Raw genomic sequence first — 24947 nt, forward strand, 5'->3', positions numbered from 1 at the left:
GCGGGCGGGGCCCCTGCCCCTCGGCCTTAGGGCGCGCGGCGGATGACGCCGAGCCGCTGGGTGGCGCGGGTGAGCGCCACGTACAGGTCGTTGACGCCGTGCGGGGCGGCGGCCCGGATGGTGTCCGGGTCGACGACCAGGACCGTGTCGAACTCCAGGCCCTTGGCCTGCCGGGGGTCGAGCAGCACCACCGGGCGGGTCAGGTCCGGCGCCGGCCCGTACGCGGCCTCCGGCAGCGCCGCCGTCAGCGCGGGGTGCAGGCCGGGCGGCGCGACGACGGCCAGGCGCCCCTCGGCACGCAGTTCCACCGCGACCGCGTCGGCGGTCTCCTTCACCGGGTCCTCCACGGTCCGCTCCCAGGGCTCGACGCCGGTGGAACGGACCGAGCGGGGCGGCTCGAACCCGGGGTCGGCCTCGCGCCGGACCGCGGTGGCGACGGCCATGATCTCGGCCGGAGTGCGGTAGTTGACGCCGAGCCGGACGAGTTCCCAGCGGTCCCCCACGTACGGGGCGAGGATGTCCTCCCACGAGCCGACACCCGCCGCGTCCCCGGTCTGGGCCGGGTCGCCGACCAGGGTCATGGAGCGGGTCGGGGTGCGGCGCATCAGCAACCGCCAGGCCATCGCGGACAGTTCCTGCGCCTCGTCGACGATGATGTGGCCGAAGGCCCAGGTGCGGTCGGCGGCGGCGCGTTCGGCGGCGCTGCGGTGGTCGGCCTCCTCGTGGCGTTCGGCGAAGCGCTCGGCGTCGATGATGTCGTGCGCGGACAGGACCTCGGAGGCGTCCTTGTCCTGCTCCTCCTTGTCCTCGAACTCGTAGGTGCGGGAGGCGAAGGAGACGTCGAGGACGCCCTGCGCGTACTGGATCTGCTTCTGGCGTTCGGCCTCCTCGGCCGCGCGGGCGGCCGAGTCGTCCTCGCCGAGGAGTTCGGCGGCCTCGTCGAGCAGGGGCACGTCGGCGGGGGTCCACGGGCCGGACGGGCGGCGGACCGCTGCGGCGTCCTCCTCGGGCAGGTGGGTCGGCTCGGCGAGGTAGTCGGCGAGGAACGCCTCGGGGGTGAGGGCCGGCCAGAGGGTGTCGACGGCGGCGTGCACCTCGGGATTGGCGGCGACGCCCTTGGCGAGCAGGGCGATGTCGTCGGGGCCGAGGAAGTTGGGGCCGCCGTAGGGGTCGGCGCCGATGCGGTCGGCGAGCTGCTCGGCCAGCGCGTCGAGGATCCGGAACACGAAGTAGGGCCGGGCGAGGTTGTGCGGCAGGCGGGTCTCGCGCGCCTTGTGACGGGCTTCGAGGGCCATGTCCCAGTCGATGACGAGGTCGCCGTCGTCGTGCGGCACGATCAGCGGCTCGCCCCGCTCGGGGACCTGCTGGCGGTCCCGGACGGCGGCGGCCAGCGCGTCGGCCATCGTGGCGGCGCCCTTGACGGCGGCGGCGCGCGGGGTGTCCGAGCCGGTGGCGCGGACGCCCGGGTACAGCTCGCCCGGTGTGGCGAGCAGGACGCCGGTCTCGCCGAGGGACGGCAGGACGTTGCCGATGTAGCCGAGGAAGGCGGGGTTGGGGCCGACGATCAGCACGGCGCGCTTGGCGAGCTGCTCGCGGTGCGCGTAGAGGAGGTACGCGGCGCGGTGCAGGGCGACGGCGGTCTTGCCGGTGCCGGGGCCGCCCTCGACGACGAGGATGCCGCGGTGCGGGGAGCGGATGAGCCGGTCCTGCTCGGCCTGGATGGTCTGCACGATGTCGTGCATGCGTCCGGTGCGGGCGGCGTCGAGCGCGGCGAGCAGCACCTCGTCGGCGTCCCGGTTCTCGTGGCCGGTGCGGGTGCGGTCGGCGAGGTCCAGGACCTCGTCGTGGAGGGCGGTGACCTCGCGTCCCCGGGTCGTGATGTGGCGGCGGCGGCTGAGCCCCATCGGCTCGTGGCCGGTGGCGAGGTAGAACGGGCGGGCGACGTCGGCCCGCCAGTCGACGACCAGGGGGGTGCGGTTCGGGTCGTCCTCACGGATGCCGATGCGCCCGATGTGGTGGTCCCGCCCGTCCTGGAAGACCAGGCGCCCGAAACAGAGCCCGGTCTCCCCCGCGTCGAAGGCGGCGAGGAGCCCGGACTGCTCGGCGACCATGACGTCCCGTTCGAGGCGCGCCTGGGCACTGCCCTCGCCGGGGGTGGCGAGGGCGCGGGCGACGCCCGCCTCGGCCTGGTCCCTCAGGTCGTCGAGTCGTGCGTAGAGCTGAGTGATGAATTCCTGCTCATTCCGAAATTCCTCGGTTGACAATTCGACTCCCGGCGCGATACAGTGCGTTTATTGAACTCCTCCGCGTCTCCCTTTATGCGTAGACACGGAATCCATGAATATACGCGAAGCAATACCCCGACTGTCAATTTACTCGTCGGGGTATTTTTGTGCGCCCGTGAAGACGATCCGGGCGCGGTCACGCACGGATCGGGACCGGCCGCCGGGACCGGGTGGCGAGCACCGCATAATCCCGTGCGGCCCGCACGGGACGCTGCTAGCGTCCCCTCCATGAAGCGCGCTGCCGTCCTCACGACGACGCCGGAGAGTGTCCCGGCGCGCTGACTGCTGACCAGCGACGAAGCCCCGGGGCGAGTGCCCCGGGGCTTCGTCGTACGCGCCGGGCGCTCGCTCCTCCCGTATCCCGAGGAGACCGCCATGAACGCGCCCGCACCCCACGACCACCGCCGGCTCGGCCGCGAGCTGGGCCTGTTCGACACCGACCCGCTGATCGGCGCCGGGCTGCCGTACTGGCTGCCCGACGGCGCCGTCGTCCGGCACGCCCTGGAGGAGTACGTCCGCGACGTCGAGCGGCGGGCCGGGTACCGCCACGTGTACTCGCCGGTGCTCGGGAAACGCGAGCTGTACGAGATCTCGGGGCACTGGGAGCACTACAGCGACGACATGTTCCCGCCGATGGAACTCGGCGGCGAGCAGGTCGTCCTGCGGCCCAGCCTCTGCCCCCACCACGCGGTGATCTACCGCTCGCGGTCCCGCAGCCACCGCGAACTCCCCCTGCGCGTCGCCGAACTGGGCGGCATGTTCCGCTCCGAACCGTCCGGCGTGGTCGGCGGGCTGACCCGCGTCCGGGCCATCCAGCTCAACGACGCACACGTCTTCTGCACCCTCGACCAGGTCGCGGACGAGGCGGCGGCCGCGCTGGAGCTGATCCGGCGGGCGTACGAGGTGCTCGGCATCGAGCCCGTCCGCCACCGGCTCTCCCTGCCGGGCCCCGGCGGGAAGTACGTCGCCGCCCCCGAGGCGTGGGAGCGGGCGACCGCCCTGCTGACCGAGGTGCTCGACCGCTCCGGGCTGCCCTACGAGGCGGCCGAGGGCGAGGCGGCCTTCTACGGACCCAAGATCGATGTCCAGGTGGCCGACGCGGCGGGCCGTGAGTCCACCCTGTCCACCGTGCAGATCGACTTCCACCAGCCCGAACGCTTCGACCTGCGCTACGTCGGCGCGGACGGTGCCCGGCACCGGCCGGTCATGATCCACCGCAGTGTCGTCGGGAGCATCGAGCGGGCCGTCGCCCATCTCGTCGAGCGGCACGGCGGCGCCTTCCCCGCCTGGCTCGCCCCCGTCCAGCTGGCGATCCTGCCGGTCTCCGACGCCCAGTCGCCGGAGGCCGAGGAACTGGCCGCGCGCTGCGTCCGGCTCGGCCTGCGGGCCGAGGTCGCCGAACCCGGCCGGGGAACCCTGGGGGCCCGGATCCGGGCGGCCCGCCTCGTCCCGTACCAGGCGGTCGTCGGCCCGAAGGAGGCCGCCGACGGCCTGGTGGCACTGCGGTTGCGCGACGGCCGCCGGCTCGACCCGCGGCCGGCCGGCGAGGTCCTGGCCCGGGTGGGGGACCTGGTGGCGGCCCGCAGCCCGGAGCTGTGGCCGGCGGGCTAGGGGGCGTCTTGCCGATCTTGCCGGGCTCGCGGTGTCCTGCGACTCCGTCTCCGGCGTTGTCGTCGGTCGGCATGGCTCCGCCATGCCTCTCTCCTCCGCCTTGGATCCGAAGCCCCAGGACACCGCTCACTAATCCGGCCTGATCGGCAAGACACCCCCTAGGGCCTCGGGCCCGGCCGGTCCCCGGGGACCGGCCGGGCCCGGCTCAGGAGGTCAGCACGTCGTCCAGTTCCTGCAGGAGCCGCCGCTTCGGGCGGGCGCCGACGATCGACTTCACCGGTTCGCCGGCCCGGAACACCATCAGCGTCGGCGTGGCCAGGACGCCGTAGCGCACCGCGATGCCGGGGTTCCGGTCCACGTCCAGCTCCACGATCTTCAGCCGGTCCGCCTCCTCGCCGGCGATCGCGCCGAGCACCGGGCCCAGTTGCCGGCACGGCCCGCACCAGTCCGCGGTGAACTTCACCAGCACCGGCCTGTCCGCGCCCAGGACCTCCGTGTCGAAGTCCGACTCCGTCACCGCGGTGACACCCTCACTTCGCATCGCTGCCTCCTCCTCCGAGTTCGCACGTGGGTTCCGGGCCGCCGGGCAGTTCCGCCTCGGCCCGCAGCAGCTGCGCGGCGACCTGTGCGCGCACCGCCTGGAGCTGCCCGACGAGCACGTCCAGCTCCGCGAGCTTCCTGCGGTACACGTCGAGCGACGCCGGGCAGGCGTCGCCCGCCGGGTGCCCCGCCTGCAGGCACTCGACGAACGGCCGTGTCTCCTCCAGCTCGAACCCGAAGTCCTGCAGGGTCCGGATCTGCCGGATCAGGCGCAGGTCGTCCTCGTCGTAGGTGCGGTAGCCGTTCTCCGTGCGCCGGGCGGCCAGGAGGCCACGGGACTCGTAGTACCGCAGAGTCCGCGTGGTGGTTCCCGCCCGCTCGGCCAGTTCGCCGATGCGCATGTCTCCGAACGTAAGCCTTGACGCCGACGTCAAGGCAAGCAGGGACGGCACGGCGCCCTCAGCCGACCGCTCGCGACGACGGGACGGCCGGCGGCCCCTCCGGGTACGCGGCGTCACTCGGCGGCCCGTCACGGAGCCGGGCGCACGCGGCGCGGGTGCGGAATCGATGGGTGGTTTCTTCGGTGGACCGGAGAGGCAAAGCCCGTCCCTACTGCCCTCGTGCCTCCATGCCTCCGCTTTCGAGCGCGGACCGGCACGCGACGTGAGTGCCTCCATCCGAACCGGACGGCCGCGCCGGTGTCAAGGGCGGTGGGCGTCGGGCGGCAGCAGCGGTTTCCGCTCCACCGGGGAGGAGAGCACGATGGAGGTCGTCGTCCGGCCGAGCGCGGAGGTCTGCTCCAGGATCTCCTCGAGGTGGAGCGTGTCGGTGACGGCGACCTTGAGGAACCAGCAGTCCTCGCCCACCACATGGTGGGCCTCCAGGATCTCGGGCCGGCCGGTCAGTTCGAGGGTCCGCGGGCTGCGCAGGGTGTAGCCGCCGTGCGGGTCGACCCGGATGAACGCCTGGATGCCGTAGCCGAGCCGGGCCGGGGAGACGTGCGCGCCGTAGCCGGTGATCGCGCCGCACGCCTCCAGCCGGCGCACGCGTTCGGTGACGGCGGCCGGGCTGAGCCGCACCCGGCGGCCGAGCTCGCTGAGCTTGATCCGGCCGTCGCTCTGCAGGAGGTCGAGGATCTGCCGGTCGATGGGGTCGAAGGCCGCTGCCGAGGTTCCGTCGGCGGCGGATCGCAGATGCCGTGGTTCCTTCGGTGCGGCGGCCGGAACTCCCATGTTTCCCCCTTCAGACGGCGCGCGGACAACGTAACACTTGTCCCACCGCACAAGGGAGTTGGAATTCGTGGACGTTCTGGTCATCGGTGGGAACCGCTATTTCGGAAAGCGGCTGATCACGCTTCTGCGGGAATCGGGGCATCGGGTCACGATGCTCAACCGGGGTTCTTCCCCGGGCCCGGAGGGCGTCGACAGGATCGTCGCCGACCGCGACGACGAGGCCGCCCTGGAGGAGGCCTTGAAGGGCCTTTCCTTCGACGTGGTCGTGGACCAGGTCTGCTACACGCCGCGCCAGGCGGAGATCGCCCGGCGGGTGTTCGCGGGGCGCACCGGGCGCTATGTGATGACGTCGACCGTGGAGGTGTACGGGTACGAGGACTCGGCCGCGCCGGTCGCCGAGGACGCCCTCGACCTGGCCACGGTGGTCGTCGACACGGAGCTGCCGTGGGACGACCCGGAGTTCCGCGAGGCGCACTACGGGGAGGGGAAGCGGCAGGCCGAAGCGGTGTTCGCGGCCGGATCCGCCTTCGCCTGGACCTCGGTGCGGGTCGCCCACGTGCTGGGTGGCGCGGACGACTTCACCGGCCGGGTCGAGCACTACGCGCGGCGCGTCCGGGCGGGCGAGCCGATCCGGGTGCCGGTGCGGAACCGTCCGGCGACCTACGTGTACGTGGAGGAGATCGCCGCGTTCCTCGCCTGGGCGGCCGGGGCCGGCTTCACCGGGCCGGTCAACGCCCATTCCCACGGGCCTCTCGGCACCGCCGACATCTGCGCCGAGATCGTCCGGCAGACGGGCGGACGTGCTGTTTTCCAGGAGGTGGAGGTCGGTGAGGTGTCGCCGTTCTCCTTCGCCCGCTCGTACGGAATGGACAACGCCCGCGCGACCGGTCTGGGATTCACGTTCCGGCATTCCTCCGAATGGCTTTCGCAGGCCCTTTCCGAGACCCTGAGGGCGCTCTGATGCGCGCCCTGACGCTGGGTGGCGTACGGGTCGGCGCGGTGGGGCTCGGCACCATGCCGCTCTCCATCGAGGGCCGCCCCGAGGAGGCCCGGGCCGTGGCCACCGTGCACGCCGCGCTCGACGCGGGGGTCACGCTGCTGGACACCGCCGACTCCTACCATCCACCCGGCGGCGAGCCGGGCGAGGGCGAGCGGCTGGTGGCCCGGGCCCTGGCCGCGTACGGCGGCCGGACCGACGACGTGCTGGTGGCGACGAAGGGCGGCCGCGGCCGTACCGGCGACGGCGGCTGGACGGTCGACGGCCGGCCCGGGCATCTGCGGAGGGCCGCCGAGGCCTCGCTGAGGCGCCTCGGGGGCGAGGCGATCGGGCTGTACCAGCTCCACAAGCCGGATCCCGCCGTCCCCTATGCCGAATCCCTGGGCGCGGTACGCGAGTTGCTGGACGCCGGAACGGTCCGGCTGGCCGGGGTCTCCAACGTGGACACGCACGGGATCCGGCTCGCGCGGGAGATCCTGGGCGAGCGGCTCGTCTCCGTGCAGAACCGGTACTCGCCGGCGGTGCGCTCGGGCGAGGCGGAGCTGCGGCTCTGCGCGGAACTCGGCCTCGCCTTCCTGCCGTGGAGTCCGCTGGGCGGGATCTCGCGCAGCGCGCTGGACGGCGCCTCGGGCCAGGCGGCGGACCCCGCCCTCGCGGCCTTCCACCGGGTGGCGCGGGCCCGTGGGGTGAGTCCGCAGCGGATCGCGCTGGCCTGGCTGCTCGCGCGGCCGGGCACGGTACTGCCGATCCCGGGCGCGAGCCGTCCGGAGACGGTGCGGGATTCGGCCGCGGCGTCCGAACTCGTTCTCACGGAGCAGGAGTTGGCCGAGCTGGGCGTTCAACAGCCGAAGACACCGGCCCCATTGACGGGACCGGTGTCTCCAACTACAAAAGCTCCCTGAGAGCGCTCTCAGCACGCGGGCACCACCCGCGCGCACCCCCCTCGCACCCCCCGCGCACCATCCTTCCCGGAGGTGTTCTTCTTGAGCCGCGTCAGACCTACCCCCCGCACCCGCCGTACCCCGGTGCTCGCCTCGCTGCTGGCCGCCGCGCTGGCCGCCGGCGCCCTGCTGGGCCTGGGCGGCGGAGCCGGCAGCGCCAGCGGCGCCGTCCCGCCCGCCCCCGGCTGGTCGCTCCGCTGGAGCGACGACTTCGACGGCCCCGACCGCTCCCTCCCGAACGCCGCCGACTGGCAGATCGACACCGGTCACGGCTATCCCGGCGGCCCCGGCAACTGGGGCACCGGAGAGATCCAGAACTACACCGCCAGCCCCGACAACCTCCGCCTCGACGGCACCGGCAACCTGCGCATCACCCCGCTCCGGGACGGCGCGGGCAACTGGACCTCCGCCCGGATCGAGACCAAGCGGGCCGACTTCAAGGCACCCGAGGGCGGCACCCTGCGCATCGAGGGCCGCATCCAGATGCCGAACGTCACGGGCGACGCCGCCCTCGGCTACTGGCCGGCCTTCTGGGCGCTCGGCGCACCGTACCGGGGCAACTACTGGAACTGGCCCGCCATCGGCGAGTTCGACATCATGGAGAACGTCAACGGGCTCAACTCCGTCTGGGGCGTGCTCCACTGCGGGGTGAACCCGGGCGGCCCGTGCGGCGAGACGACGGGCATCGGCGCCAGCCGCGCCTGCCCCGGGGCGACCTGCCAGTCGGCCTTCCACACCTACCGCTTCGAGTGGGACCGCTCGGTCTCGCCCAACGCGCTGCGCTGGTACGTGGACGACCAACTCTTCCACAGCGTGGACGAGAACCGGGTGGGCGCCGCCGCCTGGGCCGACATGACCAGCCACGCCGGCTACTTCATCCTGCTCAACGTCGCGATGGGCGGGGCCTTCCCCGACGCGCTGGCCGGGAAGACGCCGACCGCGGCGACCGTGCCGGGCCGGCCGATGCTGGTCGACTACGTGGCGGTCTGGACCCGGGGCGGTACGACGACGCCGCCGACGACTCCCCCGACCACTCCGCCGCCGTCCGGCTCCTCCCAGCTGTACCTGCGGCCGGGCGGCGGGGCCGGGGACGCGACCACGGCCTCGACGGTGACCCTGGCGTCGGCGGGCGGAGCCAACCACGACGGGACCCCGGCCAGTCCGCAGGTCTTCACCTCGGGCCCGATCACGCGGACGTACAACGGCGGTTCGACGCAGTTCGACCTGTTCGTGGACGCCGGGACGGTGGTGGCCAACGGCCAGCAGGTGCGGGTGAGTTACGACCGCACGGGCGACGGGACCTGGGACCGTACGGAGACCTACCAGTACTTCGCCACCGATCCGGTGCCCGGCGACGAGCACTACACGCAGGCGCGCGGCCTGAAGTCGGCGACCGGGACGCACGGGAACCTGGTCAACGGCCGGGTCCGGATCGAGGTGTGGAACGCGATCGGCAACGGGCCGAGCACGCTGGGGATCGGGAACCGTTCCCTGGTGACCGTCCCCTTCTCCTGACCCGCCCGCGACACCCCGACACGGAGGGAGGACCCCGGCCGCAGGCGGGCCGGGGTCCTCCCTCGAGGGCTGTCCCGTAGTCCCCGGGGGGCTACGGGACAGCCCCTGCCCGAGGCCCGGATCCGGCTCAAGGCCCGGGACCCGGGATCCTCAGACGCCGGCGCGCGCCTTCTCGTCGCCCTCGTCGGCCGCCTCGGCCCGCTGGTCCGGGACCTCCGCGACGGCATGGTCGTCGACGAGCGTCTTCTCGTCGAACGGGGCACGGCCGGCGAGCACCTCGGACACCCGGGCCTTGTCGATCTCCTTGGTCCAGGTGCCGACGAGAACGGTCGCGACCGCGTTGCCCGCGAAGTTGGTCAGGGCGCGGGCCTCGCTCATGAAGCGGTCGATGCCGACGATCAGGCCGACGCCGTCGACCAGTTCGGGGCGGTGCGACTGCAGGCCGCCCGCGAGGGTCGCCAGACCGGCGCCGGTGACGCCCGCCGCGCCCTTCGAGGCGATCACCATGAAGACGAGGAGGGAGACCTGCTCGCCGAGCGAGAGCGGGTCGCCCATCGCCTCCGCGACGAAGAGCGAGGCCATCGTCAGGTAGATCGCGGTGCCGTCCAGGTTGAAGGAGTAGCCGGTCGGCACGGTGATGCCGACGACGGGCTTGCTGACGCCCAGGTGCTCCATCTTCGCGATCAGCCGCGGCAGGGCCGACTCGGAGGAGGACGTGGAGAGGATGAGCAGGAACTCGCGGCCCAGGTACTTCAGCAGCTTCAGGATGTCGACGCCGGCGACCAGCCGCAGCAGCGTGCCGAGGACCACGAAGACGAACAGCGCGCAGGTCACGTAGAAGCCGATCATGATGACGGCGAGCGACTTCAGCGCGTCCATGCCGGTGGCGCCGACGACCGCGGCGATCGCGCCGAAGGCGCCGACGGGCGCGGCCCACATGATCATGCCGAGGATGCGGAACACCAGGCGCTGGATGTGCCCGATCCCGCGCAGGACCGGCTCGCCCGCCTTGCCCATCGCCTGGAGCGCGAAGCCGGCGAGCAGCGCGACGAGCAGGGTCTGCAGCACCTCGCCCTCGGTGAAGGCCGAGACCAGGGTCTTCGGGATGATCCCGAGCAGGAAGTCCGCCGTGGACTCGCTCGCCCCCTCCGCCTGCTTGGAACCGACCTCGGCGATCTCCTTGGTCAGGTGCAGCCCGGATCCCGGCTCCAGGAGGTTGCCGACGACGAGGCCGATCGCGAGGGCCACGGTCGACATCACGAGGAAGTACCCGAGGGCGAGCCCGCCGACCGCGCCGACCTTCGCCGCCTTCCGGACCGAGCCGACACCGAGCACGATCGTGCAGAAGATGATCGGCGAGATCATCATCTTGATCAGGTTGACGAAGCCGGTGCCCAGCGGCTTGAGCTCGACGGCGACGCCCGGAGCCAGGAAGCCGACGGCGATGCCGAGCAGCACGGCGCCGATGACTGCCAGGTACAGGTAATGGGTACGGTCCCGTTGTGCGGCCACGGGGTCCTCCTCGTGCTAATGGGTGTCCACGTCCCGGTGGATCCCCGCGACTATCCATCAGCCTGTGACCCGGGTCACGGTTACGTGCGTTTCGTTCACACACGCCTCCGCGACACCGTCGCCCACGGCCCGGCCTCGACCCGGGAACGATTCGGACGATCCGATTCCCCGGCGCAAATCCGGCCGGGCACACTTACCCGCATGCGCATACCCTTCCCCCGGCCCCGGAGCCTCGCCGGCCAGCTCTTCGCGATGCAGGTCGTGCTGGTGGCGGCGATCGTGGCCGGCTGCGCCGCCTTCGCGTACGTCACCGACCGGAGCCAGGCCGAGGAGACCGCGCGCCGGCAGTCCCACGCCACCGCGACGGCGGTGGCCGAGTCGCCGGCGGTGCTGGAGGCGGCCCGCTCGGGGCGCCCGACGGAGCTGCTCCAGCCGTACGCGGAGTCGCTGCGGCACCACTCGGGTGTCACGTTCGTGGTGATCATGGCACCGGACGGGACCCGCTGGACCCATCCCGAGCCGGACCAGATCGGGCGCACGTATCTCGGGCACATCGAGCCGGCCCTGCGGGGCCGGACCTTCTCCGAGACGCACCTGGGCGTCCTCGGCCCCTCCGTGCGGACGGTGGCCCCGGTCCTCGACCAGGGCCGCGTCGTCGCGCTGGTGAGCGCGGGCATCACGATCGAGAAGATCAGCGAACAGGTCCGGGAGCAGGTCACGGCACTGCTGGGGATGGCGGGGGCCGCGCTGGCGCTCGGCGGCGTCGGCACGTACGTCATCAACGCGCGGCTGCGCCGGCACACCCACGGCATGAACGCGGGCGAGCTGAGCCGGATGCACGACTACCACGAGGCCGCGCTGCACGCGGTGCGCGAGGGGCTCGTGATGCTGGACGGACAGCGCCGGATCGCGCTGATCAACGACGGCGCGCGGGAGCTGCTCGGCCTCGACGCGGACGTGGTGGGCAGGTCGGCGGCCGACCTGGGGCTGCCCGCCTCCCTGACCGGAGCCCTGCTGGCCTCGGAGCCGCGGGTGGACGAGCTGCATCTGACGGCAGACCGGGTGCTGGTCGTCAGCACCGGCCCGGTGGTGGGCGGCGAACGGCGCGGGACGGTCGTCACCCTGCGGGACCGCACCGAACTCCAGGCACTGTCAGGGGAGTTGACCTCGGAGCGGGGATTCACCCAGGCCCTGCGCTCCCAGGCGCACGAGGCGGCGAACCGCCTGCACACCGTGGTCTCGCTGATCGAGCTGGGCCGGGTGGACGAGGCCGTCGACTTCGCCACGGCCGAACTGGAACTGGCACAGGCGCTCACCGACCGCGTGGTCGACGCGGTGGGCGAGCCGGTCCTGGCGGCACTGCTGCTGGGAAAGGCGGCGCAGGCGAACGAGCGGGGCGTGGAGCTCGTCCTGACCGAGGACAGCCGCATCGACGACGGCCTGCTGCCGCCCGCGATCCCGTCCCGCGACCTGGTGACGATCCTGGGCAACCTGATCGACAACGCGGTGGAGGCGGCGGGCGAGGCGACGTTCGGCCCGGAGGGGTCCGAGGACGGGAACGCCGAGCGCGACGAGACCGGGGAGACCGCCGGGAAGGACGAGGACGCAGAGGCCGAGGACGAGGCCGGTCCCGGATCCACGGGCGGTCCCGGGTTCCCAGCCGGCCCCGGACCGCGGGTGACGGTCACCGCCCGGGCCGGGGACGGCGTGCTGCTGATCCGTGTCGCCGACACCGGCCCCGGGGTCGCCGAGGAGGCTCGGGAGACGGTGTTCGACCGGGGGTGGTCCACTCACGGACCCGGCCGTGGGCTCGGTCTCGCACTGGTCCGCCAGGCGACGGCGCGCGCGGGCGGCACGGTGACGCTGGCCGCGTCCCCGGACGGCGGCGCCGAGTTCACCGTACGGCTGCCGCTGGACCGGAGGCCCGGCCTCGTGGGGCAGCGGACCACCGATCCGGCCGCCCTCGCGACCGCGCTCGGCACCGACCCCGCCGCCCCGTCCGTCCCCGGCGACGCCGGGCCCGCGGCGTCCGGCTCCGCCCGCACCGAGGTGACCGCATGAACAGCACGCCCATCCGTGTCCTCGTCGTCGAGGACGACCCCGTCGCCGCCGACGCGCACGCGCTGTACGCCGGGCGCGTGCCCGGGTTCACGGTCACCGGGGTCGCCCACTCCCGGGCGGCCGCCGTGCGGTGCCTGGAGCGCGGGCCGGTCGACCTGATCCTGCTCGACCTCTACCTCCCCGACGGCCACGGCCTCCACCTGCTCCGCTCGCTGCGCGCCGCCGGGCACTCCGCCGACGTCATCGCCGTCACCTCCGCACGCGACCTGGCGATCGTCCGCGAAGGGGTGTCCCTCGGGGTCGTGCAGTACGTGCTGAAGCCGTTCACCTTCGCCACGCTCCGGGACCGGCTGGCCCGGTACGCGGAGTTCCGCGCCGCCGCGGGCGAGGCGTCCGGGCAGGACGAGGTCGACCGGGCACTGGCCACCCTGCGGACCCCGCAGCCCGCGGCCCTCCCCAAGGGACTGAGCGCCCCCACGCTGGAGGCGGTCACGCGTACGCTCCGGGACTCCCCCGAGGGACTGACCGCGGCCGAGGCCGGGAACGTCGTCGGCATCTCGCGGATCACCGCGCGGCGCTACCTGGAGCACCTGGTCACGGACGGCCGGGCCGCGCGGGCGCCGCAGTACGGGCAGATCGGGCGACCGGAGCTGCAGTACCGCTGGATCACCTCGGCCGGGCGCACCCGCTGACCGGCCGCCGGACCCCGCCCCGGAGCGCCCCGGACCCTTCCGGACGGCCCGTCGCACGCAGCGTCGAACGGGATCCCTCCTCTACGCGCGAAGACTCACCGTGAGTGACCGATCTCCCTCGGTTACTCATCGGTTCCCCCATTCCTACGACATTTGGCCTTGGGTAAACGCACCGTAGCCACCCGTGACGTTCCGCTTCTACTGTGGCGCCGTGCACCAACCCCAGTCCCAGCCCTCTCCCCCGTTCGACACCGTCGCCGCGCGCCGTCTGCGCGAGGGCCTCGGCATGGCCCCGGGCCATGTCGCCTACGGTCTGCGGGCCCAGTACGGGCTTCATGTCACCCCCGACACCGTGGTCGCGTGGGAGCGTGGCCGGCTCGCCCCGAACTCGCAGGAGATGACCGCGCTCGCCGGAGTCCTGTGGTGCGCGCCCGGTGACCTGCTCGCCGCGGCGACCACCCTGCGCGAGTACCGGATGGCCCGCTCCCTCACGCCCGAGGACCTGGCCCGGCGGGTCGGCGTGGACCCGGCCGCGTATCTGAGGATGGAGGAGAGCGGGCGCTGGCGCGGCAACGAACGCCAGACCGCCGCCCTCGCCGAGGCCCTCTCCCTCGGGCCGCGCGCCCTGCTGACCGCGACCGGCCGGGACGAGGACCTCGCCGCCCTGCTCCGCGACGCGGCGACCACCCGCTGGCAGGCGTACGTCCGGCCCGCCGTGCGGATGCTGCCGCTGCCGAAGCGGGTCCTGGAGTCCGCGCTCCAGCAACTGCACACCGACTACCACGCCAGGATGGCCGCCACGAGCAGCTGGGGCGCCTCGGGCGACAGCGGGGACTCGGGCCGCGCCTACCTGGACGGCATCATCGACCACTTCTGGGACGCGACGGGAGACTGAGGTCCGTCCCGTCACCGATCCTTCGTCACTCCTTCCACGCCGGGAGTCCTCCGCTTCCGTCCCGGCGGTGCGGGACGACCGGCGGAACGCGATCCCCGGGCTGTCCGGCCCGGCGACTGTCCCAGGACCCGCGCGGGGTCAGCCGGAGGCGCCCCGGCGGTCGAAGCTGAAGAGCTGGCCCTGCCCGTCCGCCCGGCACGGGGCCTGGGCCAGCCCCGCCCACGCGGCGGTGCGGTCGCCCACCACGGTCACGCACACCCCGGCGGTCGCCGAGCCCACGGGCACGATGCGGTAGCCGCGGACCGGCGTGCCGAGCGGCTCCAGCGCGAAGCGCTCGACGCGGGTCGGATCACCGCACTCCGAGTCCTCCAGCGCGGCGTCCGGTATGCGGCCCCCGGAGGGGATGCCGGAGCAGCCGGGACCGTAGTCGGGGTGGTCCGAGACGATCCGCCAGCGCTCCGCGCCGAGGTCCTTCAGCGAGTAGAGCGGGGTCGTGGCACCGGCGCACTCCTGCTGGAAGACCTGGCCGCTCCTTCCGCCGCGCCGCTCGCCGAGGCAGAGGTCCGAGCCGATCACCCGGATCCGCACGTCGCCCGCGGCCGGGGCCGTCAGCCGGGGCCGCCCCGGGGTCGCCTCCGGGGTGCCGTGGCCGACGAGCGCGACGACGACGCTGACCCCGGCGAGGACGAGTCCCGTGACGGCGACGAGCGCGACGAGCGCGCGCCGGACCCGGGGGCCGGCCCCGGGGCGCGGCGGCTCGGGTTCGGGGTCCGGCTCCGGGGCAGCGGGCCAGCGGAGCGCGCCGTCCGCGTGGTCGCCGGCGCCGGCCGTCGCGTCCTCGGGGCTCTCGGCGTCCTCGGCGTCCTCGGTGCCTCCGTCGTCCTCGCCGGCGGTCGGCCCCGCCCTCTGACCGGGCACCGTGGCGGCGGCCCCGGGACCGGAGCCGTACGCCCCGCGCGCGGCCAGCTCCTTGCGGACCACCAGCCAGCTCTCCAGGGAGGCCGGGTCCACCCCGCAGGCCAGGACGAAGGACGTCAGCAGCTCCTCACGGGGCAGGGTCGCGCGCGACAGCATGTTCGCCACGGTGGAGCGGGGCAGCACCTGCCCCAGCGCCTGCGCGTGGGCCGTCAGCTCGCGGTAGGTCAGCCCGGACCAGTCCTTCAGGTCCTGCAGGCGTGCGACGAAGGCCGCGGGGTCGCCGGCCCCGCGCGGGTCGGGTGCGCGCCGCCCGCCGCGGTCCCGCTCGGTCATCCGCACTCCCCGCCCTCGCCGTGCCCGCCTCCGGCCGCGCCCGGGACGGAGTTGGGACATGTCCCGGACAGGGCCAAGCCTTGTTGATCGCGCTGTTCGACTCAAGAGTGGAAACCGGCAATTCCGGGTCGGGGGCCGGAAGGGCGCGGGGGAAGACGCAGGGCCCCGACCGTCCACGGGGGGACGGTCGGGGCCCTTCGACGTGCGGGCCGCCCCGTGAGGTACGGGGGCGGCCGGGTCAGAAGACCGACTCCGCCTCGGACATCCGGCTCGCGGGCACCGTCTTGAGCTGCGTGATGGCCTCCGCGAGCGGCACCATCACGACGTCCGTGCCGCGCAGCGCCGTCATCCGGCCGAAGTCGCCGCGGTGCGCCGCCTCCACCGCGTGCCAGCCGAAGCGGGTCGCGAGCACCCGGTCGTACGCGGTGGGCGTGCCGCCGCGCTGGACGTGACCGAGGATGACCGGCCGGGCCTCCTTGCCGAGGCGCCGCTCCAGCTCGACCGCGAGCCGGTTGCCGATGCCCTGGAAGCGCTCGTGGCCGTACTGGTCGATCTCGCCCTTCCGGTATTCCATGGAGCCCTCCGCCGGGTGGGCGCCCTCGGCGACACAGATGACGGCGAACTTCTTGCCGCGCGAGAAGCGCTCCTCGACCATCTTGACCAGGTCGTCGACCTGGAAGGGCCGCTCGGGCAGACAGATGCCGTGGGCGCCGCCGGCCATGCCCGACTCCAGGGCGATCCAGCCCGCGTGACGGCCCATCACCTCGACGACCATCACCCGCTGGTGGGACTCCGCGGTGGTCTTGAGGCGGTCTATGGCCTCGGTCGCCACACCCACCGCCGTGTCGAAGCCGAAGGTGCGGTCGGTGGCGGAGATGTCGTTGTCGATGGTCTTCGGCACGCCGACGACGGGCATGCCGGCGTCGGAGAGCATCCGCGAGGCGGTCAGGGTGCCCTCGCCGCCGATCGGGATGAGGACGTCGATGCCGTACTCCCTGGCCAACTCCGGGGCGGACGCGGCGGCTTCGGCCAGCCGGTTGCGCTCCAGCCGGGCGGAGCCGAGGATCGTGCCGCCGCGGGCGAGGATGCCGCTCACCGCGTTGAGGTCGAGCGGGCGGAAGTGCCCGTCGAGGAGACCCTTGAACCCGTCCTCGAAGCCGATGACTTCGTCTCCGTGACCGGTGAGCGCGCGGTGGACGACCGACCGGATCACTGCGTTCAGGCCAGGGCAGTCGCCGCCTGCGGTGAGAACTCCGATACGCATCGTGCTGTGTCTCCTGCTCGGGTAGCGGAACGGGTGAGCCCTGTCGATTCTCACACGCCCCGACCGGCGCCCGCGCTCCCGACCGCCCGGCGCGTCCGGCTCCGGCCCCGCCAGGGCGGGGCCGGAGGGCGGCTCCCGCACGGGTCCGGCGCGGCCCAGACTAGGGGCCGCGGAGGGCTCGGGCGGCCCTCCGGGACGGCCGCCCGGGGCCTTTCGTCCCGACCTCGCGGGACCCTCGTCAGGACCTTCCGTCCGGCGGGCGTTCTAGCCATCCCCGGAGGTATTGTCAAGAGGGCATTGCCACCCTATCGAGCTGCCTTGAGAACACCTCGGCTGACGGAAACGGGACAGGAGACCACGGCGTGACGCGCAGCGTGTACGTGACCGGGATCGACCGCGGGGACGGCCGGCAGGTCGTCGAGCTGGGAGTCATGGAGCTCCTGACCCGCCAGGTGGACCGCGTGGGGGTGTTCCGGCCCCTCGTGCACGACGGCCCCGACCGCCTGTTCGATCTGCTGCGGGCCCGCTACCGGCTCTCGCAGGACGCGTCGACCGTCTACGGCATGGACTACCACGAGGCGTCCGACCTCCAGGCCGAGCAGGGCACCGACGAGCTGGTCTCCCGGCTCGTCGACCGTTTCCACGCGGTGGCCCGGGACTACGAGGTCGTCCTCGTCCTCGGCACGGACTTCGCCGCCACCCAGCTCCCCGACGAGCTGGCCATCAACGCCCGGCTCGCCAACGAGTTCGGCGCCTCGGTCATACCCGTGGTGGGCGGCAAGGGCCAGCCCGCCGAGTCCGTACGGGCCGAGGCCCGCAACGCCTACCGGGCGTACGACGGGCTCGGCTGCGACGTGCTCGCGATGGTCGTCAACCGGGTGGCCGCCGAGGACCGCGAGGTCATCGCGGAACGCCTCGCGAGCCGGCTGCCCGTCCCCTGCTACGTCCTGCCCGACGAGCCGGCGCTGGCCGCCCCGACCGTCGCCCAGATCGCGCACGCGCTCGGCGCCTCGGTCGTGCTCGGCGACGACGCCGGCATGGCCCGGGACGCCCTCGACTTCGTCTTCGGCGGCGCGATGCTGCCGAACTTCCTGAGCGCGCTGACCCCCGGCTGTCTGGTCGTCACCCCCGGGGACCGCGCCGACCTGGTCGTGGGCGCGCTGGCCGCCCACTCGTCCGGCACCCCGCCGATCGCCGGGTTGCTGCTCACCCTGAACGAGCGGCCCAGCGACGCGGTGCTGACCCTGGCGGCCCGGCTCGCGCCCGGTACCCCGGTGATCTCGGTCCCCGGCACCAGCTTCCCCATCGCCACCGAACTGTTCGCCCTCGAAGGCAAGTTGAACGCGGCGACACCGCGCAAGGCGGAGACCGCGATCGGCCTCTTCGAGCGGCACGTGGACACCGCCGACCTGCTCAAGCGGATCTCGGTGGCCCGCAGCGGCCGGGTCACGCCGATGATGTTCGAGCACGACCTGCTGGAGCAGGCCCGCGCGCACCGCCGCCGGGTGGTGCTGCCCGAGGGCGGCGAGGAGCGGGTGCTGCGCGCCGCCGACGTCCTGCTCCGCCGCAACGTCTGCGACCTGACGCTGCTCGGCGACGTGGAGGTGATCCGCAAGAAGGCCGCCGACCTCGGCATCGACCTGTCGGCCACCCAGCTGATCGACCCGCGCACCTCCGAGCTGCGCGACGCCTTCGCGGAGAAGTACGCAACGCTGCGCGCCCACAAGGGCGTCACGGTCGAGCTCGCGTACGACGTGGTGTCGGACGTGAACTACTTCGGGACGCTGATGGTCGAGGAGGGTCTGGCCGACGGCATGGTCTCCGGTTCGGTGCACTCCACGGCCGCGACGATCCGGCCGGCCTTCGAGATCATCAAGACGAAGCCGGAGGCGTCGATCGTGTCCTCCGTCTTCTTCATGTGCCTCGCGGACCGGGTGCTCGTCTACGGCGACTGCGCGGTCAACCCGGACCCGGACGCCGAGCAGCTCGCGGACATCGCCGTGCAGTCGGCTGCGACGGCGGCCCGCTTCGGCGTCGAGCCGCGGATCGCGATGCTCTCGTACTCCACCGGCACCTCGGGTTCCGGCGCGGACGTGGACAAGGTGCGCGAGGCGACCAAGCTGGTGCGCGAGTCCCGTCCGGAGCTGCGCATCGAGGGGCCGATCCAGTACGACGCGGCGGTCGAACCCTCCGTCGCCGCGACCAAGCTGCCCGAGTCGGAGGTGGCCGGCCAGGCGACCGTGCTGATCTTCCCGGACCTCAACACCGGCAACAACACCTACAAGGCAGTGCAGCGTTCGGCCGGCGCGGTGGCCGTGGGACCGGTGCTCCAGGGTCTGCGCAAGCCGGTGAACGACCTCTCGCGCGGCGCGCTCGTCAGCGACATCGTGAACACGGTCGCCATCACCGCGATCCAGTCCCAGGGTGAGGAGCTCCCCGCATGACCGCGTCCCGTGTCCTCGTCCTCAACTCCGGCTCGTCGTCGGTGAAGTACCAGTTGCTGGACATGCGCGAGCACACCCGGCTGGCGGTCGGGCTGGTGGAGCGGATCGGCGAGGAGACCTCGCGGCTGGTGCACACCCCGCTCCAGGGCGGGGGCGGCGAGAGGCGCGAGCGGACCGGCCCGGTCGCCGACCACGCGGCCGCGCTGAAGGCGGTGGCCGAGGAACTGACCGCGGACGGACTCGGCCTGGACTCCCCCGAACTGGCCGCGATCGGGCACCGGGTGGTGCACGGCGGGCTGCGGTTCACGCAGCCGACCGTCGTCGACGACGAGGTGCTGGCCGAGATCGAGCGGCTGGTGCCGGTCGCCCCGCTGCACAACCCGGCGAACCTGACCGGCATCCGCACGGCGATGGAGCTGCGCCCGGACCTGCCGCAGGTCGCCGTCTTCGACACCGCGTTCCACACGACGATGCCGGAGCACGCGGCCCGGTACGCGATCGACGTGGAGACGGCGGACGCCCACCGCATCCGCCGCTACGGCTTCCACGGCACCTCGCACGCCTACGTGTCGCGCGAGACGGCGAAGCTGCTCGGCAAGGCGCCCGAGGAGGTGAACGTGATCGTGCTGCACCTGGGCAACGGGGCCTCCGCCTCGGCCGTACGGGGCGGGCGGTGCGTGGACACCTCGATGGGCCTGACCCCGCTGGAGGGCCTGGTGATGGGTACGCGTTCGGGCGACATCGACCCGGCGGTCACCTTCCACCTGGAGCGGGTGGCGGGCATGTCGACCGACGAGATCGACGTGCTGCTGAACAAGCGGAGCGGGCTGGTCGGGCTCTGCGGCGACAACGACATGCGGGAGATCCGGCGCCGGATCGACGAGGGCGACGAGCGTGCGGCGCTCGCCTTCGACGTGTACGTCCACCGGCTGAAGAAGTACATCGGGGCTTACTACGCGGTTCTGGGGAAGGTGGACGCGGTGGCGTTCACGGCGGGCGTCGGGGAGAACGCGGCTCCGGTGCGGGAGGCGGCGGTCGCGGGCCTGGCGGAACTGGGCCTCGCGGTGGACGCCGGCCTCAACGCGGTGCGGTCCGACGAGGCCCGGCTGATCTCGCCCGAGTACGCGCGGGTGGCCGTCGCCGTGGTGCCGACCGACGAGGAGCTGGAGATCGCCCGGCAGAGCTTCGCACTGGTGGAGGAAGTGAACGCCTGAGCGGCCACGCGCCCATTTGTACATTCCGCCAGACGGAATATTCCGCAGTGAAACAAACCGATAGGATCCGCCTCATGCGCCGTTCCAAAATCGTCTGCACGCTGGGCCCCGCCGTCGACTCGTATGAGCAGCTGAAGGCTCTCATCGAGGCCGGTATGAACGTGGCCCGATTCAACATGAGCCACGGGACCCAGGCAGAGCACCAGGAGCGGTACGACCGTCTCCGCAGGGCGGTGGCGGACACCGGCCGCGCCGTGGGCGTGCTCGCCGACCTCCAGGGCCCCAAGATCCGTCTGGAGACCTTCGCGGAGGGTCCCGTCGAGCTGGTGCGCGGTGACGAGTTCACCATCACCGTCGAGGACGTCCCCGGGGACAAGTCCATCTGCGGCACCACCTACAAGGGCCTGCCCGGCGACGTGTCCAAGGGCGACCAGGTCCTGATCAACGACGGCAACGTCGAGCTCCGCGTCGTCGAGGTCGAGGGCCCGCGGGTGAAGACGATCGTCGTCGAGGGCGGTGTCATCTCCGACCACAAGGGCATCAACCTGCCCGGCGCGGCGGTGAACGTCCCGGCCCTGTCCGAGAAGGACGTCGAGGACCTCCGCTTCGCCCTCCGGATGGGCTGCGACATGGTCGCCCTCTCCTTCGTCCGCGACGCCAACGACGTCAAGGACGTCCACAAGGTGATGGACGAGGAGGGCCGCCGGGTCCCCGTCATCGCCAAGGTGGAGAAGCCGCAGGCCGTCGAGAACATGGTGGACGTCGTCGCCGCCTTCGACGCGGTCATGGTGGCCCGCGGCGACCTCGCCGTGGAGTACCCGCTGGAGAAGGTCCCGATGGTGCAGAAGCGCCTCGTGGAGATGTGCCGCCGCAACGCCAAGCCGGTCATCGTCGCCACCCAGATGATGGAGTCGATGATCACCAACTCCCGCCCCACGCGCGCCGAGGCCTCCGACGTGGCCAACGCGATCCTGGACGGCGCGGACGCGGTCATGCTCTCGGCGGAGTCCTCCGTCGGCGCGTACCCGATCGAGACCGTGAAGACGATGTCGAAGATCGTCGTCGCGGCCGAGGAGGAGCTGCTCTCCAAGGGCCTGCAGCCGCTCGTGCCCGGCAAGAAGCCGCGTACGCAGGGCGGCTCGGTCGCCCGTGCGGCCTGCGAGATCGCGGACTTCCTGGGTGGCCAGGCGCTGATCGCCTTCACGCAGTCCGGCGACACCGCCCGCCGCCTCTCGCGCTACCGCGCGACGCAGCCGATCCTGGCCTTCACGACGGAGGAGTCGACCCGCAACCAGCTCACCCTGAGCTGGGGCGTGGAGCCCTTCCTCGCGCCGTTCGTGCAGACCACCGACGCGATGGTCGAGCTGGTCGACGCGGAGCTGCTGAAGCTCCAGCGCTACAACGAGGGCGACACGATGGTCATCACCGCCGGCTCGCCTCCCGGCGTCCCCGGCAGCACGAACATGGTCCGGGTGCACCACCTGGGCGGCGGAGAGCGCGACTGACGCGCTCCGCACGCGGCATGACGAGGGCCCCCGTCCGGATCGGACGGGGGCCCTCGTCGTGTGCGGCCACCGGAGCGGCCGGTCAGCTCGGTTCGACCGTGTTGCGCAGGCCGGGCACCTTGAGGGTGCCGCCGAACTGGCCCGCCTGGATGACCTCCACGTCGCTGAAGAAGGCGAACGGGACGTCGAGCGGCGGCGGGGTCTGCGGGTTGAAGGTGATCGGGATGAGACCGAAGAGGTTGCCCTTCAGCTGCTCCGTGTACATGGTCACCGTGCCGTTGCGGATGGTCGACGTCGAGCCCTTGTCGGAGCGGACGTGACCGGTGCGGCCCTGCGAGTGCACCGTGAACTGGTGCAGGTCCTTGATGTCGACCTCGCTCGCGGTGAACTTCAGCACCTTCTTGATCTTGCCGCTGCCCGTCTTGACCTCGACGATGCCGTGGTACTTGAGGCCCTTCAGCGTGAGCAGCGAGCTCTCCAGCTTCCACGGCTCGTCCGGGAGCAGCGGGATGCCCTGCTCCAGGTCGGCCGCCGCGAGCGCCGCGGGGTCGGGCTCGGGGCACGGGAAGCGCGGCTTGGCGCCCTCGGGTATGTCCTCGTCCTTCTTGGCGTCGAGGCCCTTGGCGTCCTCGGGCAGCTCCTCGACCTTGGCACCCGCCTTGTCGGCGGCGTCCTTGATCGCGTCCTTGGCCTTGTCGGCCGGGGTCTGCGTCTTGGGTGCCGTGCCCGTCTCGGGAGCCTTCGTCGGAGCCGTCGTGGGGGCCGTCGTCGGCTCGGGAGCCTCGGTGGTGGCCGTCGGGGACGGCGTGCTCGTCGGCGTGGCGTCGGGGCCGTCGAAGAGGTCCTTGAGCTTGTCGCCGAGGCCCAGCGGGTCGAGCGGGTTGACGCTCTTCGTCGGGGTCGGCGTCGGAGCGGGCGCCTGCTGTGCGGCGGGCCGCTGCTCCGTGACGGCCTTCGCGCTCTCGTCGGCCGAGGGGGTGGCGCCGGGTGCCGGCGTCTCCTTCTCCTCGGTGGCCTCCGGGGCGGGCTTCTCCGTCGCGGACGCGCTGGCGGTCGGCGTGGGCGTCTCGGCGGGCTTCGTCGTCTCCTCGGCCGCCGGCTCGTCCGAGCGGGTCACGCACGGACCGGGAGCGAACGGGATGTCCTTCTCGTCGGCGAGGGCGAGCCGGGGCGTCAGCCCCATGCCGACGAGCACCGCGGTCGGCATGGCCGCCAGGGCCATCGCCTTGCCCGCCGGTACCTGGATTCTGTTCAGCAGTGACTTGCGCGGGGCCGCGTGCCGCGGACCCCTGCTGGCCAGAGTGGCGCTGTCCCCAGTCGTCGCCGACTGCGACGACTGTGTTTCGTCACCCCGCACTGTTCCTCCCGCCGTTGGCGTCGATCGTCGTTTCGGTCGGCTGCGCACCGGGACCCGCCGAGAGGCCCGGCTCCTGACCGGCGCGCTGCTCCGGAACCGGCACCGGCACGACGGCGTCGAAGCCTTCGTCACCCTCCGGACCCTGCTGCGGACCGTCGTACCCGTACTCGCCCGGGACTTCCTCGTCCTCGGTCTGCTCGGTCTCCTCCACCGGGGCGCCCGGCGCCCAGGCGACCGAGAGGCAGCCGCCGACCATGGAGAAGAGGAAGCCGAAGACGAGACCGCCGAAGTTCGACACCGGGATGGAGACGAGCGCCAGCACGATCGCGGCCACACCCGCGAACACCCGGACGATCGGCTGGAACCACATGGTGAGGCCGAGCGTCACCAGCAGTACGCCGATGATCAGCGCGCCGGCGCCGGCCGTGGTCGCCATGGCGATCGTCATGTTGCCGAGCCGCATGTCGGCGTACGGAAGGTACGCGATCGGCACGCCGCCCAGCATGGTGAACAGACCGGCCCAGAACGGCCGGGTACCCCGCCAGGTGCGGAAGCGGTGTTCGTTCGGGACTCCGCGGGAAGCAGTGGACTCGGCGCTCATGGAAAACAGCTCCCTGGAAGCGGTGTTGCTGAGAAAAGTCGAGAAAGTGGCGCTATGGCCGGGAACGGGCGCGGGCCGTACGGAACGAACGACGGCCCACGCCCGCCGAGCTGGGTGCTCGCCGAGTGATTACTCGGAGAAGCACTCCTTGGTGCCCTTGTGCAGCGACAGCTTCAGGTCGGGAAGCTTGAAGGTGCCGGCGGTGGTCGCCCAGGCCTTCTGCTCCACGTTCTTCAGCGTCGCCGTCTCGGCACGCTGCGAGAAGCCGTACGGGTTCGCCTGGGTGCCCGGCTGGATGCCCGGCTTGCCCTGCGACTTCGGCAGGGAGCCCGCCGCAACACCGATGTCGATGTTGCCGAACTCCGCGTCCGCCTTCAGCGAGGAGACATCGAGGTAGATGTCCTTCGCGTAGACGGGCTCGCCGTTGTCCGTACCGGCGCGCAGCTCCAGCGAGACGTTGCCGATGAACGGAACCTTCGGCGTCACGACGGACTGGCACATGTTGGTGATCCACGCCTCGGAGAAGCCCGAGACGCCGACCGGCTCCGCGAACGGCTTGCCCTCGAGGTCCTTGCCGGACGCGAGGCTGCCGTACTGCACGAAGTCCTTGCCGACAAGGCTGTCGGCCTTAACCTTGAACTCCTGGCCGGAGATGCTGAAGGACGCGGCCAGCGCGCCCTGAGCCAGGCCGACACCGATCGCGGCCGTCGCGGCCACACTCGGCACCATGACGACGGCGAACCGCTTCCATCTGGTCCCGCCACGAACCTGGGACTTCATGAGAATTCCTCCTTCTCGGACGTACATCTCCGGATGGGCCCAGGGCCCGTCCTGGGATGGGAGAAGTGCTACGTCCTCGGGAAGAAGCGCCGGAACAACGGCCGCTGTGCGTCCGCTTCACCGGCGATCACCCCCGAGCGACAACCACTGGCCACGCCTTGCGCGCAACCTGCTTGGACAGGCCCTGCCGGTGAGAGCAGGAACCCCCCTGTCCACGGCCGGCGCCACTGTCGCCGGCCCGCTCGGTGGG

Annotated in this window: 20 protein-coding genes; 10 read left to right on the top strand and 10 right to left on the bottom strand. The window is 72.5% G+C overall.

The window, feature by feature from the left end; genetic code table 11:
• Nucleotides 1-26 precede the first annotated feature (26 nt).
• A complete protein-coding gene (locus tag ACE1OA_RS10675) occupies nucleotides 27-2264 on the bottom strand; it encodes a HelD family protein (protein WP_432752690.1) in 2238 nt (745 codons plus the stop codon).
• Between the two features lie 396 nt (nucleotides 2265-2660).
• On the opposite strand from ACE1OA_RS10675, the gene thrS reads away from it, so the two are divergent.
• On the top strand, nucleotides 2661-3896 hold the full coding sequence (gene thrS / locus ACE1OA_RS10680) for a threonine--tRNA ligase (RefSeq protein WP_432752691.1): 1236 nt from the start codon (nucleotides 2661-2663) through the stop codon (nucleotides 3894-3896).
• A gap of 205 nt (nucleotides 3897-4101) precedes the next feature.
• Here thrS and ACE1OA_RS10685 read toward each other — a convergent pair whose 3' ends face one another.
• The 3 genes from ACE1OA_RS10685 to ACE1OA_RS10695 form a co-directional block, all read right to left on the bottom strand.
• The gene (locus ACE1OA_RS10685; protein ID WP_356607628.1) at nucleotides 4102-4437 is read right to left on the bottom strand and encodes a thioredoxin family protein; all 336 of its coding nucleotides are present in this window, start codon (nucleotides 4435-4437) and stop codon (nucleotides 4102-4104) included.
• Entirely contained in the window at nucleotides 4427-4837 is a 411-nt protein-coding gene (locus ACE1OA_RS10690; RefSeq protein WP_356607630.1) for a MerR family transcriptional regulator, read from the bottom strand. Before ACE1OA_RS10690 ends, ACE1OA_RS10685 begins: the two co-directional genes overlap by 11 nt.
• Nucleotides 4838-5137: 300 nt before the next feature.
• A complete protein-coding gene (locus ACE1OA_RS10695; RefSeq protein WP_356775460.1) occupies nucleotides 5138-5668 on the bottom strand; it encodes an Lrp/AsnC family transcriptional regulator in 531 nt (176 codons plus the stop codon).
• A 67-nt stretch (nucleotides 5669-5735) separates the two neighbouring features.
• Here ACE1OA_RS10695 and ACE1OA_RS10700 point away from each other — a divergent pair, with 67 nt between their 5' ends.
• From ACE1OA_RS10700 to ACE1OA_RS10710, 3 genes are all read left to right on the top strand, one after another.
• On the top strand, nucleotides 5736-6629 hold the full coding sequence (locus tag ACE1OA_RS10700) for an NAD-dependent epimerase/dehydratase family protein (RefSeq protein WP_432752692.1): 894 nt from the start codon (nucleotides 5736-5738) through the stop codon (nucleotides 6627-6629).
• On the top strand, nucleotides 6629-7567 hold the full coding sequence (locus tag ACE1OA_RS10705; RefSeq protein ID WP_432752693.1) for an aldo/keto reductase: 939 nt from the start codon (nucleotides 6629-6631) through the stop codon (nucleotides 7565-7567). Before ACE1OA_RS10700 ends, ACE1OA_RS10705 begins: the two co-directional genes overlap by 1 nt.
• A gap of 81 nt (nucleotides 7568-7648) precedes the next feature.
• Nucleotides 7649-9121 (top strand): glycoside hydrolase family 16 protein, encoded by a 1473-nt coding sequence (locus tag ACE1OA_RS10710; RefSeq protein WP_356607638.1) that lies wholly within the window; start codon nucleotides 7649-7651, stop codon nucleotides 9119-9121.
• Nucleotides 9122-9271: 150 nt separating this feature from the next.
• Here the strand turns inward: ACE1OA_RS10710 and ACE1OA_RS10715 are convergent, their stop codons facing one another.
• The gene (locus ACE1OA_RS10715; RefSeq protein WP_356607777.1) at nucleotides 9272-10633 is read right to left on the bottom strand and encodes a cation:dicarboxylate symporter family transporter; all 1362 of its coding nucleotides are present in this window, start codon (nucleotides 10631-10633) and stop codon (nucleotides 9272-9274) included.
• A gap of 201 nt (nucleotides 10634-10834) precedes the next feature.
• Here ACE1OA_RS10715 and ACE1OA_RS10720 point away from each other — a divergent pair, with 201 nt between their 5' ends.
• From ACE1OA_RS10720 to ACE1OA_RS10730, 3 genes are all read left to right on the top strand, one after another.
• Nucleotides 10835-12694, top strand: coding sequence for a sensor histidine kinase (locus ACE1OA_RS10720; RefSeq protein WP_432752694.1), 1860 nt, complete (start codon nucleotides 10835-10837; stop codon nucleotides 12692-12694).
• A complete protein-coding gene (locus ACE1OA_RS10725) occupies nucleotides 12691-13386 on the top strand; it encodes a response regulator (protein ID WP_356607642.1) in 696 nt (231 codons plus the stop codon). The genes ACE1OA_RS10720 and ACE1OA_RS10725 overlap by 4 nt, the downstream gene beginning before the upstream one ends.
• A 286-nt stretch (nucleotides 13387-13672) precedes the next feature.
• Nucleotides 13673-14281, top strand: coding sequence for a helix-turn-helix domain-containing protein (locus ACE1OA_RS10730; protein WP_356775490.1), 609 nt, complete (start codon nucleotides 13673-13675; stop codon nucleotides 14279-14281).
• A gap of 138 nt (nucleotides 14282-14419) precedes the next feature.
• Here ACE1OA_RS10730 and ACE1OA_RS10735 read toward each other — a convergent pair whose 3' ends face one another.
• Together ACE1OA_RS10735 and ACE1OA_RS10740 are read right to left on the bottom strand one after the other, a co-directional pair.
• Nucleotides 14420-15532 carry a hypothetical protein gene (locus tag ACE1OA_RS10735; RefSeq protein WP_384869394.1) on the bottom strand — a complete coding sequence of 371 codons (1113 nt, stop codon included), beginning with the start codon at nucleotides 15530-15532 and terminating at the stop codon, nucleotides 14420-14422.
• 238 nt (nucleotides 15533-15770) lie between these two features.
• Complete coding sequence (locus tag ACE1OA_RS10740) at nucleotides 15771-16796, bottom strand: ATP-dependent 6-phosphofructokinase (protein WP_356607646.1); 1026 nt, start codon at nucleotides 16794-16796, stop codon at nucleotides 15771-15773.
• Between the two features lie 362 nt (nucleotides 16797-17158).
• Between ACE1OA_RS10740 and pta the strand changes: the two genes are divergently transcribed.
• The 3 genes from pta to pyk all read left to right on the top strand — a co-directional run bounded on the left by pta (nucleotide 17159) and on the right by pyk (nucleotide 21959).
• A complete protein-coding gene (gene pta / locus ACE1OA_RS10745) occupies nucleotides 17159-19240 on the top strand; it encodes a phosphate acetyltransferase (protein ID WP_384869397.1) in 2082 nt (693 codons plus the stop codon).
• On the top strand, nucleotides 19237-20454 hold the full coding sequence (locus ACE1OA_RS10750) for an acetate kinase (RefSeq protein WP_356775474.1): 1218 nt from the start codon (nucleotides 19237-19239) through the stop codon (nucleotides 20452-20454). Before pta ends, ACE1OA_RS10750 begins: the two co-directional genes overlap by 4 nt.
• A gap of 74 nt (nucleotides 20455-20528) precedes the next feature.
• Nucleotides 20529-21959: a pyruvate kinase gene (gene pyk / locus ACE1OA_RS10755; RefSeq protein ID WP_356607652.1), complete on the top strand. Its 1431-nt coding sequence runs from the start codon at nucleotides 20529-20531 to the stop codon at nucleotides 21957-21959.
• Nucleotides 21960-22041: 82 nt separating this feature from the next.
• Here pyk and ACE1OA_RS10760 read toward each other — a convergent pair whose 3' ends face one another.
• The 3 genes from ACE1OA_RS10760 to ACE1OA_RS10770 all read right to left on the bottom strand — a co-directional run bounded on the left by ACE1OA_RS10760 (nucleotide 22042) and on the right by ACE1OA_RS10770 (nucleotide 24697).
• The gene (locus ACE1OA_RS10760) at nucleotides 22042-23316 is read right to left on the bottom strand and encodes a hypothetical protein (protein WP_384869402.1); all 1275 of its coding nucleotides are present in this window, start codon (nucleotides 23314-23316) and stop codon (nucleotides 22042-22044) included.
• Nucleotides 23306-23917 carry a DUF6114 domain-containing protein gene (locus ACE1OA_RS10765; RefSeq protein WP_384869405.1) on the bottom strand — a complete coding sequence of 204 codons (612 nt, stop codon included), beginning with the start codon at nucleotides 23915-23917 and terminating at the stop codon, nucleotides 23306-23308. The genes ACE1OA_RS10760 and ACE1OA_RS10765 overlap by 11 nt, the downstream gene beginning before the upstream one ends.
• Before the next feature lie 129 nt (nucleotides 23918-24046).
• A complete protein-coding gene (locus tag ACE1OA_RS10770; protein ID WP_147981283.1) occupies nucleotides 24047-24697 on the bottom strand; it encodes a DUF6230 family protein in 651 nt (216 codons plus the stop codon).
• Between the last annotated feature and the right edge of the window lie 250 nt (nucleotides 24698-24947).

Origin of the sequence: Streptomyces sp. JL2001 (assembly GCF_050917515.1) — a bacterium.
Lineage (GTDB): Bacteria > Actinomycetota > Actinomycetes > Streptomycetales > Streptomycetaceae > Streptomyces.

Bases quoted from the DNA above. Each gene is read 5' to 3' on its own strand.
- thrS (WP_432752691.1), top strand. From the start codon at position 2,661: ATGAACGCGCCCGCACCCCACGACCACCGCCGGCTCGGCCGCGAGCTG.
- ACE1OA_RS10685 (WP_356607628.1), bottom strand. From the start codon at position 4,437: ATGCGAAGTGAGGGTGTCACCGCGGTGACGGAGTCGGACTTCGACACG.
- ACE1OA_RS10690 (WP_356607630.1), bottom strand. From the start codon at position 4,837: ATGCGCATCGGCGAACTGGCCGAGCGGGCGGGAACCACCACGCGGACT.
- ACE1OA_RS10695 (WP_356775460.1), bottom strand. From the start codon at position 5,668: ATGGGAGTTCCGGCCGCCGCACCGAAGGAACCACGGCATCTGCGATCC.
- ACE1OA_RS10705 (WP_432752693.1), top strand. From the start codon at position 6,629: ATGCGCGCCCTGACGCTGGGTGGCGTACGGGTCGGCGCGGTGGGGCTC.
- ACE1OA_RS10720 (WP_432752694.1), top strand. From the start codon at position 10,835: ATGCGCATACCCTTCCCCCGGCCCCGGAGCCTCGCCGGCCAGCTCTTC.
- ACE1OA_RS10725 (WP_356607642.1), top strand. From the start codon at position 12,691: ATGAACAGCACGCCCATCCGTGTCCTCGTCGTCGAGGACGACCCCGTC.
- ACE1OA_RS10730 (WP_356775490.1), top strand. From the start codon at position 13,673: ATGGCCCCGGGCCATGTCGCCTACGGTCTGCGGGCCCAGTACGGGCTT.
- ACE1OA_RS10735 (WP_384869394.1), bottom strand. From the start codon at position 15,532: ATGACCGAGCGGGACCGCGGCGGGCGGCGCGCACCCGACCCGCGCGGG.
- ACE1OA_RS10740 (WP_356607646.1), bottom strand. From the start codon at position 16,796: ATGCGTATCGGAGTTCTCACCGCAGGCGGCGACTGCCCTGGCCTGAAC.
- ACE1OA_RS10750 (WP_356775474.1), top strand. From the start codon at position 19,237: ATGACCGCGTCCCGTGTCCTCGTCCTCAACTCCGGCTCGTCGTCGGTG.
- pyk (WP_356607652.1), top strand. From the start codon at position 20,529: ATGCGCCGTTCCAAAATCGTCTGCACGCTGGGCCCCGCCGTCGACTCG.
- ACE1OA_RS10765 (WP_384869405.1), bottom strand. From the start codon at position 23,917: ATGAGCGCCGAGTCCACTGCTTCCCGCGGAGTCCCGAACGAACACCGC.
- ACE1OA_RS10770 (WP_147981283.1), bottom strand. From the start codon at position 24,697: ATGAAGTCCCAGGTTCGTGGCGGGACCAGATGGAAGCGGTTCGCCGTC.